The sequence below is a fragment of the Flavobacterium sp. T50_26 genome (genome assembly GCF_057652995.1).
The window spans coordinates 101,624-118,859 of sequence record NZ_JBYFCC010000012.1; the positions used below are offsets into that span (position 1 = coordinate 101,624).

General features: G+C 33.6%; 10 protein-coding genes. 2 read left to right on the plus strand and 8 right to left on the minus strand.

Going from position 1 to position 17,236, the window contains the following annotated elements:
* Nucleotides 1–3: 3 nt before the first annotated feature.
* The 7 genes from AC23MC_RS09165 to AC23MC_RS09195 form a co-directional block, all read right to left on the minus strand.
* Entirely contained in the window at nt 4–1,254 is a 1,251-nt protein-coding gene (locus AC23MC_RS09165; protein ID WP_487568066.1) for a glycoside hydrolase family 17 protein, read from the minus strand.
* Complete coding sequence (locus tag AC23MC_RS09170; protein ID WP_487568067.1) at nt 1,254–4,727, minus strand: hypothetical protein; 3,474 nt, start codon at nt 4,725–4,727, stop codon at nt 1,254–1,256. The genes AC23MC_RS09165 and AC23MC_RS09170 overlap by 1 nt, the downstream gene beginning before the upstream one ends.
* 34 nt (nt 4,728–4,761) lie before the next feature.
* On the minus strand, nt 4,762–5,577 hold the full coding sequence (locus AC23MC_RS09175; RefSeq protein ID WP_487568068.1) for a glycoside hydrolase family 16 protein: 816 nt from the start codon (nt 5,575–5,577) through the stop codon (nt 4,762–4,764).
* Nucleotides 5,578–5,612: 35 nt separating this feature from the next.
* A complete protein-coding gene (locus tag AC23MC_RS09180; RefSeq protein WP_487568069.1) occupies nt 5,613–7,028 on the minus strand; it encodes an Ig-like domain-containing protein in 1,416 nt (471 codons plus the stop codon).
* 18 nt (nt 7,029–7,046) lie between these two features.
* Complete coding sequence (locus tag AC23MC_RS09185; RefSeq protein ID WP_487568070.1) at nt 7,047–10,172, minus strand: glycoside hydrolase 5 family protein; 3,126 nt, start codon at nt 10,170–10,172, stop codon at nt 7,047–7,049.
* Between the two features lie 873 nt (nt 10,173–11,045).
* Complete coding sequence (locus AC23MC_RS09190) at nt 11,046–12,374, minus strand: T9SS type A sorting domain-containing protein (protein WP_487568071.1); 1,329 nt, start codon at nt 12,372–12,374, stop codon at nt 11,046–11,048.
* A gap of 419 nt (nt 12,375–12,793) precedes the next feature.
* Nucleotides 12,794–13,309: a DUF2892 domain-containing protein gene (locus AC23MC_RS09195; protein WP_487568072.1), complete on the minus strand. Its 516-nt coding sequence runs from the start codon at nt 13,307–13,309 to the stop codon at nt 12,794–12,796.
* Between the two features lie 159 nt (nt 13,310–13,468).
* Between AC23MC_RS09195 and rpmH the strand changes: the two genes are divergently transcribed.
* On the plus strand, nt 13,469–13,630 hold the full coding sequence (rpmH, locus tag AC23MC_RS09200) for a 50S ribosomal protein L34 (RefSeq protein ID WP_026710894.1): 162 nt from the start codon (nt 13,469–13,471) through the stop codon (nt 13,628–13,630).
* Between the two features lie 102 nt (nt 13,631–13,732).
* The gene (gene carB, locus AC23MC_RS09205) at nt 13,733–16,585 is read left to right on the plus strand and encodes a carbamoyl-phosphate synthase large subunit (RefSeq protein ID WP_487568073.1); all 2,853 of its coding nucleotides are present in this window, start codon (nt 13,733–13,735) and stop codon (nt 16,583–16,585) included.
* A 57-nt stretch (nt 16,586–16,642) separates the two neighbouring features.
* On the opposite strand, the gene AC23MC_RS09210 is transcribed toward carB, so the two are convergent.
* Nucleotides 16,643–17,119, minus strand: coding sequence for a YceI family protein (locus tag AC23MC_RS09210; protein ID WP_487568074.1), 477 nt, complete (start codon nt 17,117–17,119; stop codon nt 16,643–16,645).
* Between the last annotated feature and the right edge of the window lie 117 nt (nt 17,120–17,236).

The following is a 17,236-nucleotide window of genomic DNA, read 5'->3' on the forward strand; positions in this document are numbered from 1 at the left end:
TTCTTAGTTTTTTAAAATAGAAGTAGGTGTTTTAACATCCATCCACATGGCTATTTCATCTCCATTGTAGGTTTTTGTAATTGGTTTTCCGTTTCGGGTTAATCCTTTAAGAGTTCCGTTATCCACTTGATTCCAAAGTACATATTTGGCTTGGTTTTGTAAATTAATTAATCCAAAATGATTTTCAGAACCTGATGGATTACCACTATCTTTCCAATTTTCGTCAAAGGCTTCAAAATAGAAACAGGAAATTTTTTCTTTGTTACTCCATTCACGCATCAACATATAAAATTGTGCTGATTTATATTCGTCAGTGGCTTTTGCACCATTATTTCCGTAATGTTCGTTGGATTGCGTTGCCCAACCTGTTTCTCCGATATGAACCGGTTTGTTTACACCAATTGATTTCATATACTTAACAACACTATTGTATTGATTAATGGCATAATCTCTTGATCTGAGCATTGCAGCATCAATTTTTTCTTTATCAGATAACTGTTGTTCATTTTCTTTAATTCCCCAAAAAACGGGATTGTAATGGGTGTCATGCATCGGGTAGGTGTGCATCGAAATATAATCAACGGATTTGATTAATTGATTTAATTCTTCTACATGATATTCGCTATCGCCACCTCCCCAAGAAGCAAAATTGTCTGAACTAGTTATTAAAACGTCTTTTGGCAATTTATTTTCCTTCTTCAAATTCTGAAGATGATTCACCCATTTTAAAATGATATTTGGGGTAACATAATAGCTTGTTGCCCATTTTACCATAGCTTCATTTCCTACAGCAATAATTTTAACAATATCAGGATATTGATTGGTTAATCGAACGGCTTCTGCAATTTCAATTGCATTGCGATCGCTTTCTTCATGATGAATTGGGGGCATATTTGTCCACGCATTTTTACAGTCGATCCAAGCACCCAACATTACATACATTTCAAAATTTTCATCATCTTTTTTTAGTTCGGTGATGGCTTTTAACAAATTTGAAACTTCTTCGTAATGCACATTATAGGTTCGTAAAACTTTAATGTTTATGGCAGAAAGTAGCTTTAAATCGTCTTTTATTTCAGCAATTGTGGGTTGAATTTCGCGAGAATTTGTGCGATATCCTCCGTAACAAATAGCTTGATAGTTTGCGTTTCCTAAAATCATTTTGGCCGTAATTTCTTTTGAGACTAAATTGTTATTGTCTTTTTGATTACATGATAGAACCATGAGGAATATGATGTAAATCAACTTTTTCATTATCGTAAGTTATTCTCGGTTAATGATACGAATACAGATTCAACTTCTCCAGTTCTCTGGAATATTTTTTCACTTGTTTTTTTATCTAATTCCAAGGTTTGAAACACTTCTTTTGTTCCGTTTTTATAATAAACTGTAAGAGCATTTGATGAGTCAATTTTATAAATTATCGGCACTTGACAAACGGTAAATGCCAACGAATTTTCATCAAGTTTCATTACTTTTTTACTGCTATCTTCCAAAATAAAATTCACTTCTTTAGCTTGGGATAAAAACTCCTTTTTTTGTAATAGAGAAGGGTGAAATTGTAGTTTTCCGCCTTTCATTTTTACGCCTAATTCACTAATTCTGGCAAGGATGTCTTCTTTTACTTGACCAGTCATTCCCGGTTGTTGTGCTCCTTTATTGAATGGTGTGTGTGAATATGGATCGGTTGGAAAAGCTCCGTAGACCTCGGGCGATTTATGAACGCCGATTCCTTCACCAATTTCATAATGATGAGCAATTAAGGCATCAATAATTTCTTGACTTTCTTTATTGTTAACTGCTGCTTCGCAAACTTCTGATACGGCAACGTGCAGTTTTGAAACCATGTGCCAGTAAATTGAACCCAAACCTTCATATCCATAAAATGTTCCGGACCGACCGGTAAATGCTTTGTGGTTGAATACATCTTCAAAAATTTGCAACACTTTTTCAGCATCTTTGGTAACTAAATCTTTCAACTGTTCTTGCTTTCCAAGTTCTTCCAAAGCAGTTTTTACATCATTAGCGTTATGGAAATTTCCATTAAAATGATAGCCTCCTTTGATGTCTTTGTTTATCAATTGAAAATTGTGTTGATGAAGTAATGTTTGCATTAATTCAGACGATTCAACTTTTTCTTTTGGAATTGTATTTTTTTCTAAAAACTTAGGTAATTCTTTATTTGGATATAAAATATAACTTTCTTGATCTTTGCGATACAACGAACTATTTCTCAACGCATTTAGCACTTCAAGCGATTCTTTACCGTTTAAAAATCCTGAACTTAAAACGGCCACTTGACCTTCTAACATTTCAGCTAAATAGGAAATAGTAACGCCATTGTTTTCAATCGACATTAAATTATATGCGTGAAACAATTTGTCCGGACGTTGATTGGCTTTAATGGCATGATCAATAAAATCTAAACTTACTTTCGTAAATGTTTTTAAACCGGCCATGGAATGCGTTCTTTTTTTACCCCAAAATCCACTGTTGTAAATTTGATGACGGTAATCGGAAGCAGCATTTCCTAAAGCATCTACTATTTTTTTTCTATTTTCATTATTAATCGAAGAAGATAAATGCGGTTGAAATGCCAAAAGATTTTCTCTGATAGCATGATAAAATTCAACCATTTCATTCGAAATTTTGATAGTTTCTTGGTTTGAATTCTCCAGTAATTGGTCAAAGAATTTTAAAAATCTTCTTAAATAATATAGAGTAACCATTGAAACACCATTTCCAACCAATGCATTATTAGCATCGTTCCATTCCGGGCGTTGGGTGTTCATCCAAATACCGGCTTCGGGAATAAAATTTGACATTTTTGCCAAAACAGTTGCCAGAATTTTTTCAATCAAATTAACGTGATAAATTTCATCGTTATTGTCTCGCAACAAAGCTCCGTCTGCTCCAATTGTTTTTCTTCTGGTGTTTATTTTTGCTTCCCATTCATGGCTGTAACCAATTGTGTCTTTTGGGTTTTGAACAATTTCCTCATACGATTTGATGATATAAGGAACGGCTGCATATACAAAACAATCTTTATCAAAATACGAATTTAATTTACCAGGTTGGTATTTTTCTATAAACTCTAAAAATTTCAATAAATAGATAATTTGATGATCGCCCCAATAACCAATGTACGACCACGGATTGTCGGGTTCAATGGCTTCCCAGTCGAAACCGCTTTTGGTCACTCGATAAGGATTATATCCATCAAAAGTAGAAGCATTTAAAAATTTGTGAATCATTCCGTCAATAAATTCCGGAAATGCATAAGCTAAAGCTTCCCAGTTTTGAAAAATGTCACGCCAGTTTCCTTCGTAATCTAAAATTTTTGAACCGTCTATTTCACTTCTGGTATTGATGGAAAACTTATTCCAAGGTCGACTTGGGTCACCGTGTCTTCTGCTAAATTTCAGCGGAAGGTATTCTATGCACAATCGAATTAAGTCTGCATCATGCAACTTTTCAATACGTTTTTGCAAATCAGAATACTCGAAAGTGGTTGGCAATTCGTTTAAAAAGGATTTGTTTTTTTCAAAAACAAGTTTGTTTGCTTTTGAAATGTAAGTAGTGAAATCGGTTTTTTCAATTTGGTAATTGTTATCAAAAATTCCACCACGCATGATGTTGAACAAAACATTCGAAAAATGGCGGGTATCTTTTCGGGCATCAGCTGTGAATTGTAATCCATCCGCCGTAGCGTTCAAAGCGATGAGGTTTTGCGTGCCAAGATTGACATCATCAGCCACTTTTTGTTCCAACGTTTTATCGGTAGAAATTGCTTCTGCCAATTCAATTATTTGAGCCTGATTTTGATTTACATTGGCAATAATTTTCCAACTTTTGGTTGAATTACTTTCTAAAATCAAATCGGTGGAAACAAAATAAGCTCCTTTTTCACCTTTAATATCTGTTTCCTTTGTTAGTTTTTTATTTTTTCGGAAAGCAGCAACTTGTCTGGATGAAAGTAAATAAATTGGATTTTCTAATCCCAATGACCAAGCGATATTGGCTTTGAGAGCTTCGCTCGGCTCAGCTTTATCAACAATAATGGCACTAAGTGCAAAAATCCCTAATCCGCTGTTTTCTTCTAATTCGCTGCGTTTGTAAGCATCTACCAAATTACTGGTAGTTGCTTGCAAACCGCTTTCTACACCTTGAGGAAGAATGTTTTGAATTCCATCTAATAGGGTGATTTTATAATTTTTATTCGAATCGTTTATGATTTCTGAAGTTCGCACAAAGCCAAATGCATTGCTCGAATTCCAATGATATCGAAACGTAAGCTGTAAATCGTGAAAAATTTCTTCAAATATGATTTTATTGCCGTAGGTATTCTTGTATAAATTTCTGCTGATTTTATACTTTTCGTTGAAACGTTCTGAAAAAGGTTCCCAGATAAGAGTTTCTTCGTTGGAATGGATTTGAAATATCGATTTACTTCCTGTAATATCTGCAAATTCTGTGATTTTATCATCGGTGTAATAGGGGAAGAGGGCGAATTCTGCATTTTTTCTTCCGGCTGTTAATCCTCCGTTACTGGAAATAAACAACCAATGATTGGAATCACTAACAATGCTCATAAAAAATGGTCTCATTGCATCTGAGTTAACTATTTTATAATAGCTTTCTCCTTTGATGGAAACCATTTCCATGGAAATTGATTTAGTATCTATATTTAATTCTTCAACATTCATTTTATACAAACTTTGGCTCATAATTATTTGAAATTCAGACTTTTTAAATTTTTTGTTATTCGTAAACTCTTATGTAATCAACTAACATTGTTTGTGGGAATGAGGTGTCACCATTTGGTGAACCGGGTAAATTTCCTCCAACGGCCATGTTTAAGATGATATAAAAAGGTTGATTAAATACCCATTCACCCTCAACATCGGCTGGTGTAATTTGATTGTAAAGAACATCATCAACATAATAATTGATATAATTTTCACCCCATTCGATACCAAAAATGTGAAAATCAGTATCAAATCGACTGTTTGGTAATGTATAGGTTTTAGAAACAGATTCACCTGCAGAATAACCTGGTCCATGAACAGTACCTAACACCTTAGTTGGTTGGTTGCCAAGGTATTCCATGATGTCGATTTCACCACATTGCGGCCAGCCTACTTCATCAATATTAGCACCAAGCATCCAAAAGGCAGGCCATAAACCTTTTCCCCAAGGCAATTTTATTCGAGCTTCGATTCGACCGTATTTTTGTTCAAATTTACCTTTGGTTAAAATTCTGGCAGAAGTGTATGAAGAACCTAAATACAATTCTTGTCGAGCAGTAATTTTTAACATACCATCTTCTACAACAATGTTCTCAGGTCTATCTGTGTAATATTGAAGTTCGTTATTTCCCCAGCCGTTATTACCTGTTCCGATATTATAACTCCACAAAGCTGGATTAGGAGCACCATTTGTATCGAATTCTTCTTGCATTACAAGATTAGTTTTTGTAATTACTTGTTGTTTTTCGTCTTCAGAACAAGCCAAAAGCAATAGAAAAGAACTAGCAAATAGGAAACCCTTTTTATTTGATATATATTTTAATTTCATTTTTTATTTTTTTATGAAGTAAGTTAGAAATTAGATTAATTATAGAAATAGATGTTATCAGCATAAAGAACTGAACCGTCACCACCTTCTAAAATAATTTGTGCTAAATGAGATCTACTAGCTAAATTTGGCATGTTTGCAAAAGGAATATCAATAGAAATCCAATTTTGCGAAACTAATGTTGGAGCTGTAAAAGTTGTAGAATGTCTAGTATCATCACCGCCACCAAAAACTCCGCCTGCACCAAAATCTACAACAATTACTCTAAGTTCTCTTCCGGGAGCAACAGGCCCTGGGATAAAAACATCTAAATGAAAATGCGTCATAGCTGTTGCATCAATAGTTGGGTTACTAAATTCGATACCTACGAAATTGAAAATGGTGTAATTTAAGATATCGTCATTATTTACGGTAAAATCATTTGAAACTGTAGTTTGCCATGGTTGCCAGTAACCGTTATAATAATTTACAGGCACATTTGTAAACTTATTAGAAAAAATCGAAATAACATTTGCTTGATTTTGAGGAGGTGTAGGAGCGTGAACAAATGTGCCTACACAATTAATCGTTAAGCTTCCGGTTGCTGCTACACCACCAATTGTAGCTGTAATTACAGCTGTTCCTGGACTCACAGATGTTATAAGCCCATTAGCATCAACTGTTGCTACGTTAGGGTTAGAGGATGAAAAATCTAAATAGGCGGTGCTTAAATTTACAACTTGGTTAACCCCGTTAGGTAAATTGAAAGTTGAAATTACACCTTCTACATTTGAATTAACGCCAACAAAAGTAGTTTCAGACACATTATTTCCATTCATGATAGAAGCTTGGCCATGAGCGATTGTTCCTAATTTTTCAAATTTAATTTCATCTATCCACAATGTGTAGCCAAAACCATTTGTGCCATTTGTTCCGGCTGCATACCTAAACATTCCTCTTTCTTGCAATAATTTTGAAGCATCCGGAATTGGGATTATAATTTTTGTCCAATTTGTTCCAACACTAACATTTGTAATTGTTGCCATGTATTTGTTTTGGTCAAAATCTTCACCAAAACCAAATTCACCAACTGCAACCCCTTGCGAGGCTTTAGCATAAAATGTTAATGCATCGTATTCTGTTAAATTACGACCAGCACCGTCTATTCTAAAAATACCGCCGGCATAAGCTCCTTCGGGATCAGTATTGTTTGGCACATCAATTCGTATAGAGGAATTGCTTTCAAAACCTTGTTCAACATCAACAGAAAAAGCTGTGAATTTTGAATCACCATAAGGGAAATAAAAATTGCTTCCCATTCCAACGAAATCATCGGTATAAACTTCTGCTGTCTTAGCAAAAGTAGCATCGGTAGCCTCATCGGACAAATCTCTCTCACAATTAAGACTGGTAACTAGAACCAATCCTAAAAGTAGAGTCTTTACTAAATAATTAATTTTTCTATTTTTCATTTTTTCAATTTTTTAAAATTATTTTCCAATATTTATATGAATGTAGGTTCTAATTTCCCATTCGTTACCTTTTCCAAATCCAACAGGACTTATTTCCGGTACAGCAGGGAAAGTATTTGGTGGAACAGCAGTAGGAGAGTATCTTGGTGAATATTGATCTAATGAACGCCAAATTCCCATGATTCCGATTCTGGTATCCGGTAAAATAAACCAATTAGGCTTTCCAACAGAAGTTGAAATATCTAAAGCACTTTGTAAAGGATAAGTTAAGTTAAAATCTCTGTGGTAATCGAATGGTCCCCAGTCGTTTAATTTTAATGAAGTAACAACTTTTACTTTTCTGTAAATCGCTCTTAAATCGTATCCCATTCTGTTGATGGTTCTGTCTGAATCACCATTTGCTTGTCCGTTTCCGAAGTAGATGTTTGCAATAAGTCCAAAGTCAGGAGTTAATTTTGAAACAATTCTAGTATTTGATTCCCATAAATCTTCTGCGGGAGCAGATCTTTCAAAAGCAAAAGAAGAACGATTAGATAAGAAACCAATGGCCGCATCTTGTGTAGTTGGTAAATGACGATAAACAAAACCTGTGCTGAATGCAAATTTTGCATCTTCCACCATGTCATTGTTCCATTCGTACATCCAAGTTCCGGGAGTTGGGTCATAAGAAAGCAATAGTTCACCACCAATAGTTTCTCTGTTTCCTCTAACAATAAATGGGTCGTCTAAAATGTTTCTCAATCTTCCTGGTGCATCAACACCGTTTGGCATTGCTTCTACTAATGGTTTTTGCCATAAAAAGTTTGGTGCAATTTGAAAATTGGTATTTACGTTGTATGTGAAACCAGCTAAGAAATTCATTTGGTTTCCACTACCGGTATCTTTTAATCTCCAACCAGTGAAGGTTTGCGTAGCATCAGCACCTCCGTTGGCTACTAAACCTTGGATAGCTCCTTGTGTATAAGCATTAAATTTTCCTTTGGAGAAAGTAAGTTTAGCTTTTCCTCCCCAATTATCTTTCGAGTTAATTTTATCAACTTTTACTACGTCTCCATCCATCATTTGGAATTCTCTTCCATTTAATGGTTGTCCTCCCCAAATACCACCTAATTCGATGCCTAAGCTACCTATTTTTCGCTGTACATAAATTGTAGCTCTTCTAGTTTTTGGTACAGGAAATGCAATAGATGAAACTGATTGAGAAACTTCGGCTTGATTGATATCTTCGTGATAAACAGCCGCTAGATTAAATTTTCCTACTTGTTTGGCATATTTCAATAAATAAGCAGGGTTAGCCCCCCACCATAATTGTGGACCGAAAGCCGCTTTTAATCCTTTTAGGCTTCTTTTTCCATCAACTTCAAAACCAAGAGTTTCACCGTTGTAGATGTCTAAATTTGGCCCGTAATTTGCTTCAGGATAAAGACCAAAGAAATCGCCTTCATAACCCCAATGATAATGACCAACTCTGTAGAAACCTCTTAAATCGAAGTCTTTAGCGTTCCAGTTATAAGAAGCATTATATATTTGAACACGGTTGATATCAGTAGATAATACTCTTCCATCTGCTGTTTCAACGTTTTGTGCACGACCTCTGTTTTCGTAGAAAATTTCATTGATAGGGTTTTCCGCTACGCGACCTAAAATATTCACATTTACGTTAGCTGTCATATTCGCAGAAGGTTTTCCTTCAACGCCAATAAAGTAAGACTGCATGTGATCAAATCCTAATTGATTAGGGTATTCGTTCGTATCCGGATTATCTGATTCAGGAGTTGTAATTAAGCTTCCACCAGTGTTAAATGTAGTAAACTCCGCTCTAAGATTACTTATTCTTAGAACCTGTGAATCATTTCCTCCCATGGCTGCTTTATCGCCTCTTGCTCTCAATGCTGCATCCATGATTTGTGCATCTCCAAAATGTAAATTAATACTTTCCAGATTAGCTCCAGGAGCATACGGATTGAATTTGTGCAAATCTTTCAATAAGTAGTAAGCTGCACGAGGATATAATTGATATAATCCTTTTTCATTTGTTGGGCCTTTGGCACAAATTCCGAACCATTCTTCGTTCATATTGTTTTCACCTTCGGAGAAATCTTTTTGATAACCACCGTTTGACCATGAAGCGTTAGAGTCATGAACATCTAAACCTGTAGTTTGACCGAATTTCCACCAACCATCACTAAATTGAAAAGTATAACCACCTAATGAGTTACCTGCTTTGCCTAAACCTGCTGCATTCTCATAGATTTCTTTCCAATTGCCTTTTAAATAATAGGCTTGTGATTTTTGATCTTCTTGGTTTGTAATTACATTAAATGCATCTGAACCAAATTCAGTAAATAGAACTGGTTTACCGTATTCTTTTTTAACGCGATCAAACAAATCTCCAAAAGAAACGCCTCTATAAACGTTTGTTCCAAAAATGTCAACATCTTTACATTCTTCTGCAATTAAGTCTAAGAAAAGTAAATCACCATTACACAAAGCAACCGGATGGTTAGGGTCAATAGCTTTCATAGCCAGAGCAGCTTCATTAAACAATTTATACATTGATCTTGCTCTTACAGTAGATTTTCTGTCTTCCATTGGAATGTTTTCTGTCTCTGCACCATCCCAAAACAAACCGTAATTGTTTTCGTTACCTAATAAGAAAAGCAAAAGCCCTTTTGTATCCTTATATTCGGCTGCAATTTGTTTTACTTCTTCTAAAAGTAATTTTCTAGTTTTTTCGTTACTATATTCAGTATTTGGAGTCCAAACACCATCTAATGTTAAGCCATATCTTCCAAAAGAATGGTTTAACATCGTATAGATACCATAATTAGTATGAATATATTCAATCCATTTTTTTGGAATTCCAGTGTAAACACGAATAGAATTTACTCCCATGTTTTTAAGCAAAGACATTTCCTCGTCTAATGCTTCTTGGATTAATCCATCGGGTTGTGTCCACAGACTATAAGAATAGTTTGTGCCAACCGGGTAATAATCCCAATTCATTCCGTTAACTATAAAATCCTTTCCATTGACTTTAAGTTTCATTTGAGAATTATTCGTGTCTACATATACTTTTTCAGTTTGAGAAAAAATAGATTGTGAATAAGACCAAAATAGTAGCAATAAAATTATTTTTTTCATTTGGTTTGTTAGTTTAAAAAAGATTAATGAAATATACAAAAAGTTGTTAGTTTATTTTTTGATTCTATAAAAATAGTAATGAAAGATTACATTATTAATAAATTAACCTCAACAAAAAATATACACAGCAATTAAAAATTAAAAAAAGAGAACTTTTTTGCTCAAAAATTATATTTACATAGGTGAATTTAAAAATGCTTCTTTTAAAAGGAGATTACATATCAAACACATTCCTTTGTTTAGTGAAATTTAATGAATACTTCTAAACGGTTAATCATTAAGGCGTAAGCATAGTTTTTTTGAAATAGATATAAGTTTTTTTTCAATTTAAAAAAGCTTCTTTTATAATTAAGACGTACATTTTAATTGGATTTTTATAAAGGAAACAGAATCACTGTTTTTTTTAGCATTCTACGGGTTCAAACGATAATGTTGAGGTGGCGTATAGTTTCTTTTTGTTGTTTGTTGTGTTTGAGAAGTCTGCTTTATCGTCTGTTTTTAAAAGATTTGTTGATTTATTGCTTGTTTTCGGAAACGTTTCAATAATTGGCTTAACAACATTTTTAAGTTCTTATAAAATATGATTTATAAGTTTATAAGCTTCTTTTATTCGATTTGTTATTAATTGAGAATATTTGTATTTTAATTTGATTATTAACAGGACTAAGGTATTATCTATTGTATAGTTTATATCAATTTGTATAGTACTAGAAATTATTTGTTTTACGTTTACTTAATTAGTGTTTTCCCTCAAAAAAGACAATTGAAATCAATTTCTAAGGCCTAACAAATCCGGAGCATGCTTTAAACCCCACATTTTATAAAAAAAAAAGCTGCCCAGTTGAGGCAGCTTTTGATGTACTTTTCAAATAGTTATTCTTTAATAATTCTAGAAGTTGAAACGGTTCCGTTAACAGTTGCTTTTACAACATATGCACCAACTTGAAGAGATGAAATATCTACTGTAATTTGTTGGCTATTTGCATTGTTAGAAATAACTTCTTGCCCTAACAAATTAAATATAGATACTTTTTCAATAGCTTCTTTTGCTTCAATTGTGAAGTTAGTAGTAGCCGGATTTGGATACATTTTAATTTTAGCTGCGTCAAAACTTGAAACACTCAATGTGTTTTTGTGTAAATAGATATTATCATACCAAACATTATCTACCATAGCTGTTGTGATACCAATTTGAGCTACATCATTACGAGCTAAATTATTTGCTACTACACCACCAAGAGCAGTAATTGGAACATCAACAGAAACCCATTGATTTGCTACTAATTGAGGATTAGAGCCTCCGTTAATGTTGATTTCTAAAGCTGAACTCTCTGCTGCTCCGCCGTTAAAATTAACAAGTTTTAAATTAAATACATCTCCTGTTAAATCTGTATCAGTAATGTAAAAATCAAAATGGATATGAGTAAACTCTGTTAAATTTTGTCTATTTGTTTGAAAATCAATTCCGTGACATACAACGCCTGGATTTTTTTGTAATGTATTATTTCCTTCTATTGTTACAAGAGTCGTTGCTGCTCCTCCGCACCATCCGGCATCAAAATTGTCAAATCCAATGTTAGTGTAAGCATCACTAAAGATAGACACAACATCAGCAGCTGGTCTGTTTGGAGGTGTTGGTGCTGCAGTTGGAGGTAAAACTAAACAAGGAGCACAGCTTCCGCCACAATCTACACCTGTTTCGTCTCCATCTTGAACACCATTGTTACATGTTGTTGTTGTGATTTCTAATGACACATCATCAATGCCTACAAAGCCGGTATCAGCTCCCATGTCAAAAATTATGCGACTGTTAGCATTTGCAAAATTTGTAATTAAAGTTAATTCAAATGTTTGTGAAGTACTTGTTAAATCAATTGTTTCAGTAACTGCTGTCCAAGGACCTTCATTTAATCCAACACCAACTACAATTGTTCTGTCTCCATCAGAAAAACCTGTAAAAGTTAATTTGTAGGCAGTCCCCATTGTGGTCATTGGAGTTACATAACTTAAGTTAACGTCAAAAGCATTTCCAGCTACTGTGACATTTGCTGAGTTATAACTATTGTCACCTTCTGTTACTACGTTAAGTGCATTGCCGGACCAACCTGCGGTACCGCTTTCGAAATCACCGTTCGTAATTAGATTTTGTGAGAATCCAATTGAAGCAGTTAAAATGAAAATTAAAAGAGTAATTTTTTTCATAATATTTATTTTTTTGAGTTAATATTTGATAATTCCAAATTTAACTAATAATTAATTATGAATGTCGTACTTCTATATATTTTAACTATACATTTTTTTATATTTTTTTAAAGTCGCGAAAAGGCTTTAATTGTTTGTGTTTACCCTATAAATAGTGGTGTTTGTTAGATTGTAATTTAATCAATTTCTTTGCTTTTGTATAGGTAATGTATAGTTGTTTTTTTGAATTTTTTACAACTATAACGTTTTCTTTTTTACAAAATAACTTATTGTAAAGGATGGATTCATTTGTTGAGGAGTAGATTGAATTTATTTTTTACGCGGTTACTCAATTTACAATCGATTATATTTTATAAAAAAAACCGATTTGCAGTTTAGTACAAATCGATTTTTGAGTAGTTAGTAATTCTATGTTTTTGTTAGATTTTCTTTAATTGCTGTTTCATCATCGTGATTTGTTCTTTCAGCATATTTTGTTTGTCGAGCTTGTTGGCTTCGTTCAACAAATTGGTTGCTTCAATTTTTCTTCTTCTTGACATTGCAATTCCGGCTAAATTTAATTTGGCAACAGCTAAATCCATATCCATAGAAAGACCTAGTTCAATTGCTTTTTTGAAAAACTTCTCGGCTTGATTCAAATTTGTTTGCGAAACCATTAAACCATGAAGATAATTATAGTAACCTTGTTGTTTCTTTACTAAAGCAGTTTCAGGGTTTTTTATCTTATCTAACCAATTTTTAGCACCTGGAAAATCTTGTTTTCTCAATTTTAAGAAAGCCAAAAGAATAAATTCATTTTTAAAGTACAGAAAAATTGGAAATACAGTTAATAGAATGAGAAAGATTCCATTGCCTATATTATTTTCGGTAAACTGCCAAATTCCAAGGGCTATAAGAACTGCCGCAAGAACTAATTTGATATTTTTGTGATACATAACTATAACTTTATTTTTTGTGATTGCAAAGGTAATAAAACGAATTGAAAATATTTTTATAAAACTGCTTGTGAGAAAAAAAAGTCTTTGTATATTTGCACTCGGTTTTTAGGAATCCCAACACAAGAAAATTATACACGATTTTAAAGATACAAAACAATGAGTAAGAGAACGTTTCAACCATCGAAAAGAAAAAGAAGAAATAAACACGGGTTTATGGATAGAATGGCTACTGCAAATGGTAGAAAAGTCCTTGCTCGTAGAAGAGCCAAAGGAAGACACAAATTAACTGTTTCCTGCGAACCAAGACACAAAAAATAATGATTAGCAATGATCATAATAAAGGCGTTACTTTTTTTAGTAACGCCTTTTTTTTATAACTTGTCATCTCAAACAACAACTAAACTACTATAAAACAACAAAATGCCTAAAGATCATTCAATAAAATCGGTATTAATCATAGGTTCAGGTCCTATTGTTATTGGTCAAGCTTGCGAATTTGATTATGCCGGTTCACAATCCGCACGTTCCATTAGAGAAGAAGGAATTGAAGTAATTTTGATAAACTCTAATCCGGCAACCATCATGACCGACCCATCCATGGCTGATCATGTTTATTTATTGCCTTTAACAACAAAATCGATCATCGAAATTCTAAAAAAGCATCCAAATATTGATGCGGTTCTTCCAACAATGGGAGGACAGACAGCTTTAAACCTATGTTTGGAAGCTGAAGAAAAAGGAATTTGGGCCGATTTTAATGTAAGATTAATAGGTGTTGACATCAATGCTATCAATATTACGGAAGACAGAGAGCAGTTTAAACAATTATTAGAGCGAATTGGAGTAGGAGCTGCACCAGCAAAAATTGCCACTTCGTTCTTGAAAGGAAAAGAAATTGCACAGGAATTTGGATTCCCGTTGGTGATTCGTCCTTCATTCACTTTAGGTGGTTCAGGTGCTGCATTTGTTCATCATAAAGACGAGTTCGACGAATTATTAACCAGAGGTTTAGAAGCTTCTCCAATTCACGAAGTGTTGATTGACAAGGCTTTGTTGGGTTGGAAAGAATATGAATTAGAATTACTTCGCGATAAAAATGATAATGTTGTCATAATTTGTTCGATTGAAAATATGGATCCAATGGGGATTCATACCGGAGATAGTATAACTGTTGCTCCTGCGATGACATTATCGGATACTACATTCCAGAAAATGCGTGATATGGCGATTTTGATGATGAGAAGTATCGGAAATTTTGCCGGTGGATGTAATGTTCAATTCGCCGTTTCTCCTGATGAAAAAGAAGATATTGTGGCGATTGAAATTAATCCACGTGTTTCAAGATCTTCTGCATTAGCATCAAAGGCGACAGGTTATCCGATTGCCAAAATTGCTTCCAAATTAGCTTTGGGTTATCATTTGGATGAACTTCAGAACCAAATTACCAAATCTACATCCGCACTTTTTGAACCAACATTAGATTATGTAATTGTGAAAATTCCACGTTGGAATTTTGATAAATTTGAAGGAGCAGACAGAACCTTAGGTCTTCAAATGAAATCGGTTGGCGAAGTAATGGGAATTGGTCGTTCGTTCCAAGAAGCACTTCATAAAGCTACTCAATCACTTGAAATTAAACGAAATGGTTTGGGGGCAGACGGAAAAGGATATAAAAATTACGAACAAATTATTGAAAAACTAACGTATGCCAGTTGGGATCGCGTTTTTGTGATTTATGATGCTATTCAAATGGGAATTCCGTTGAGTAGAATTCATGAAATTACAAAAATTGACATGTGGTTTTTAAAACAATATGAAGAACTTCATTTGTTAGAAAAAGAAATTTCTAAATATGAAATTAATTCTCTACCCAAAGAATTGCTGCTAGAAGCCAAGCAAAAAGGATTTGCAGACAGACAAATTGCACACATGGTTCGTTGTTTGGAAAGTCAAGTATATAAAAAGCGTGAAGAATTATCGATAAATCGAGTGTATAAATTGGTTGATACGTGTGCGGCAGAATTTAAAGCTAAAACACCTTATTATTATTCCACTTTTGAAGCTGAAATTGAAACCGTTACAGGCGAAAAATATGTTCACAACGAAAGTGTCGTCTCAGATAAAAAGAAAATAATTGTACTTGGTTCAGGTCCAAACCGAATTGGTCAAGGAATTGAATTTGATTATTCGTGTGTTCACGGGGTATTGGCTGCGAAAGAATGTGGTTATGAAACGATTATGATTAATTGTAATCCGGAAACGGTTTCTACCGATTTTGATACTGCAGACAAATTATATTTTGAACCTGTTTTTTGGGAACATATTTATGATATCATTCGACATGAAAAACCGGAAGGCGTGATTGTGCAATTAGGTGGTCAAACTGCTTTAAAGCTAGCAGAAAAATTAGATCGTTACGGTATAAAAATCATCGGAACTAGTTTTGACGCATTAGATTTAGCCGAAGATAGAGGTCGTTTTTCTGAACTTTTATCAGAATTAAAAATTCCTTTTCCACAATTTGGAGTGGCAGAAAATGCCGACCAAGCTTCAGCTTTAGCTGATGTTTTAGATTTTCCGTTGTTGGTTAGACCTTCTTATGTATTGGGCGGACAAGGAATGAAAATCGTCATAAATAAACAAGAATTAGAAGAACATGTAATTGATTTGTTAAAAAATATTCCGGGTAATAAATTGCTTCTAGATCATTATTTAGATGGGGCAATTGAAGCCGAAGCCGATGCAATTTGCGATGGGGAAAACGTTTACATCATTGGAATTATGGAGCATATCGAGCCTTGTGGAGTTCACTCCGGCGACAGTAATGCTACTTTGCCTCCGTTTAACTTAGGCGAATTTGTGATGCAACAGATTAAAGATCATACCAAAAAGATAGCTTTAGCTTTAAAAACGGTCGGATTAATCAATATTCAATTTGCCATTAAAGATGACACAGTTTATATTATAGAGGCAAATCCAAGAGCATCGAGAACTGTTCCATTCATCGCAAAAGCGTATGGCGAACCCTATGTAAATTATGCTACAAAAGTAATGTTAGGTGAAAATAAAGTAACTGATTTTACTTTTAATCCGCAATTAAAAGGATATGCCATCAAACAACCTGTTTTTTCGTTTGGAAAGTTTCACGGCGTAAACAAAAAATTAGGCCCGGAAATGAAATCAACCGGAGAAAGTATTTTGTTTATTGAAGATTTGAAAGACGATCAATTCTATGAATTGTATTCCAGACGAAAAATGTATTTGAGTAGATAAAAAATTATTTTCTACTTTTAAATAATTCCCAATTTGATTTTATCAGATTGGGAATTATTATTTTAAAATAAAATCTAAATGTACATTCACTTTTTTAGAAACTTTTTTACTCACAACACTCGGAATTTCAATAGCAAAATCATCTGCATTAACCGAAAAATTTGCTTTAATTTCAATTCCTTTCTCAGTTTTTTTAATTTTTGCAGGAATATTCACGTCTTTCGATTTTCCATGAAGTTCAAGTTTTCCTTTAATTATAAAATCTTTAGCTGTTTTATCTAAAATGCTAAGATTGAATTTTTCAATATTCCCTTTAAATGTAGCTTTTGGATATTTATCACTTTCCACATAATTTTCATTAAAGTGTTCTTCCATTAAAGCAATTTTAAAACGAAAACCTTTCATTAATGCCAAAGCCGCAATTTCTCCGGTTGCTGTGTTTAAAACGCATGAGGAACTTTCATTTGTTGCTTTTACCTCATCAAATGACGGAACTGAAGCTTCAAATGTTATTTTTCCTGATTTAGTTATCATTTTTTCCTGAGCTTGGATAAAACCAAATGATAATAATATTAACGTGAGTTCGATATAATTTCACTAAAAAAGTTGTACAAAAAAGCAAAAGTTAGTATATTTAAAGTGCTTATTTTC

Bases quoted from the DNA above. Each gene is read 5' to 3' on its own strand.
- carB (WP_487568073.1), top strand. From the start codon at position 13,733: ATGCCTAAAGATCATTCAATAAAATCGGTATTAATCATAGGTTCAGGT.
- rpmH (WP_026710894.1), top strand. From the start codon at position 13,469: ATGAGTAAGAGAACGTTTCAACCATCGAAAAGAAAAAGAAGAAATAAA.
- AC23MC_RS09175 (WP_487568068.1), bottom strand. From the start codon at position 5,577: ATGAAATTAAAATATATATCAAATAAAAAGGGTTTCCTATTTGCTAGT.
- AC23MC_RS09180 (WP_487568069.1), bottom strand. From the start codon at position 7,028: ATGAAAAATAGAAAAATTAATTATTTAGTAAAGACTCTACTTTTAGGA.
- AC23MC_RS09195 (WP_487568072.1), bottom strand. From the start codon at position 13,309: ATGTATCACAAAAATATCAAATTAGTTCTTGCGGCAGTTCTTATAGCC.
- AC23MC_RS09190 (WP_487568071.1), bottom strand. From the start codon at position 12,374: ATGAAAAAAATTACTCTTTTAATTTTCATTTTAACTGCTTCAATTGGA.
- AC23MC_RS09165 (WP_487568066.1), bottom strand. From the start codon at position 1,254: ATGAAAAAGTTGATTTACATCATATTCCTCATGGTTCTATCATGTAAT.
- AC23MC_RS09210 (WP_487568074.1), bottom strand. From the start codon at position 17,119: ATGATAACTAAATCAGGAAAAATAACATTTGAAGCTTCAGTTCCGTCA.
- AC23MC_RS09185 (WP_487568070.1), bottom strand. From the start codon at position 10,172: ATGAAAAAAATAATTTTATTGCTACTATTTTGGTCTTATTCACAATCT.
- AC23MC_RS09170 (WP_487568067.1), bottom strand. From the start codon at position 4,727: ATGAGCCAAAGTTTGTATAAAATGAATGTTGAAGAATTAAATATAGAT.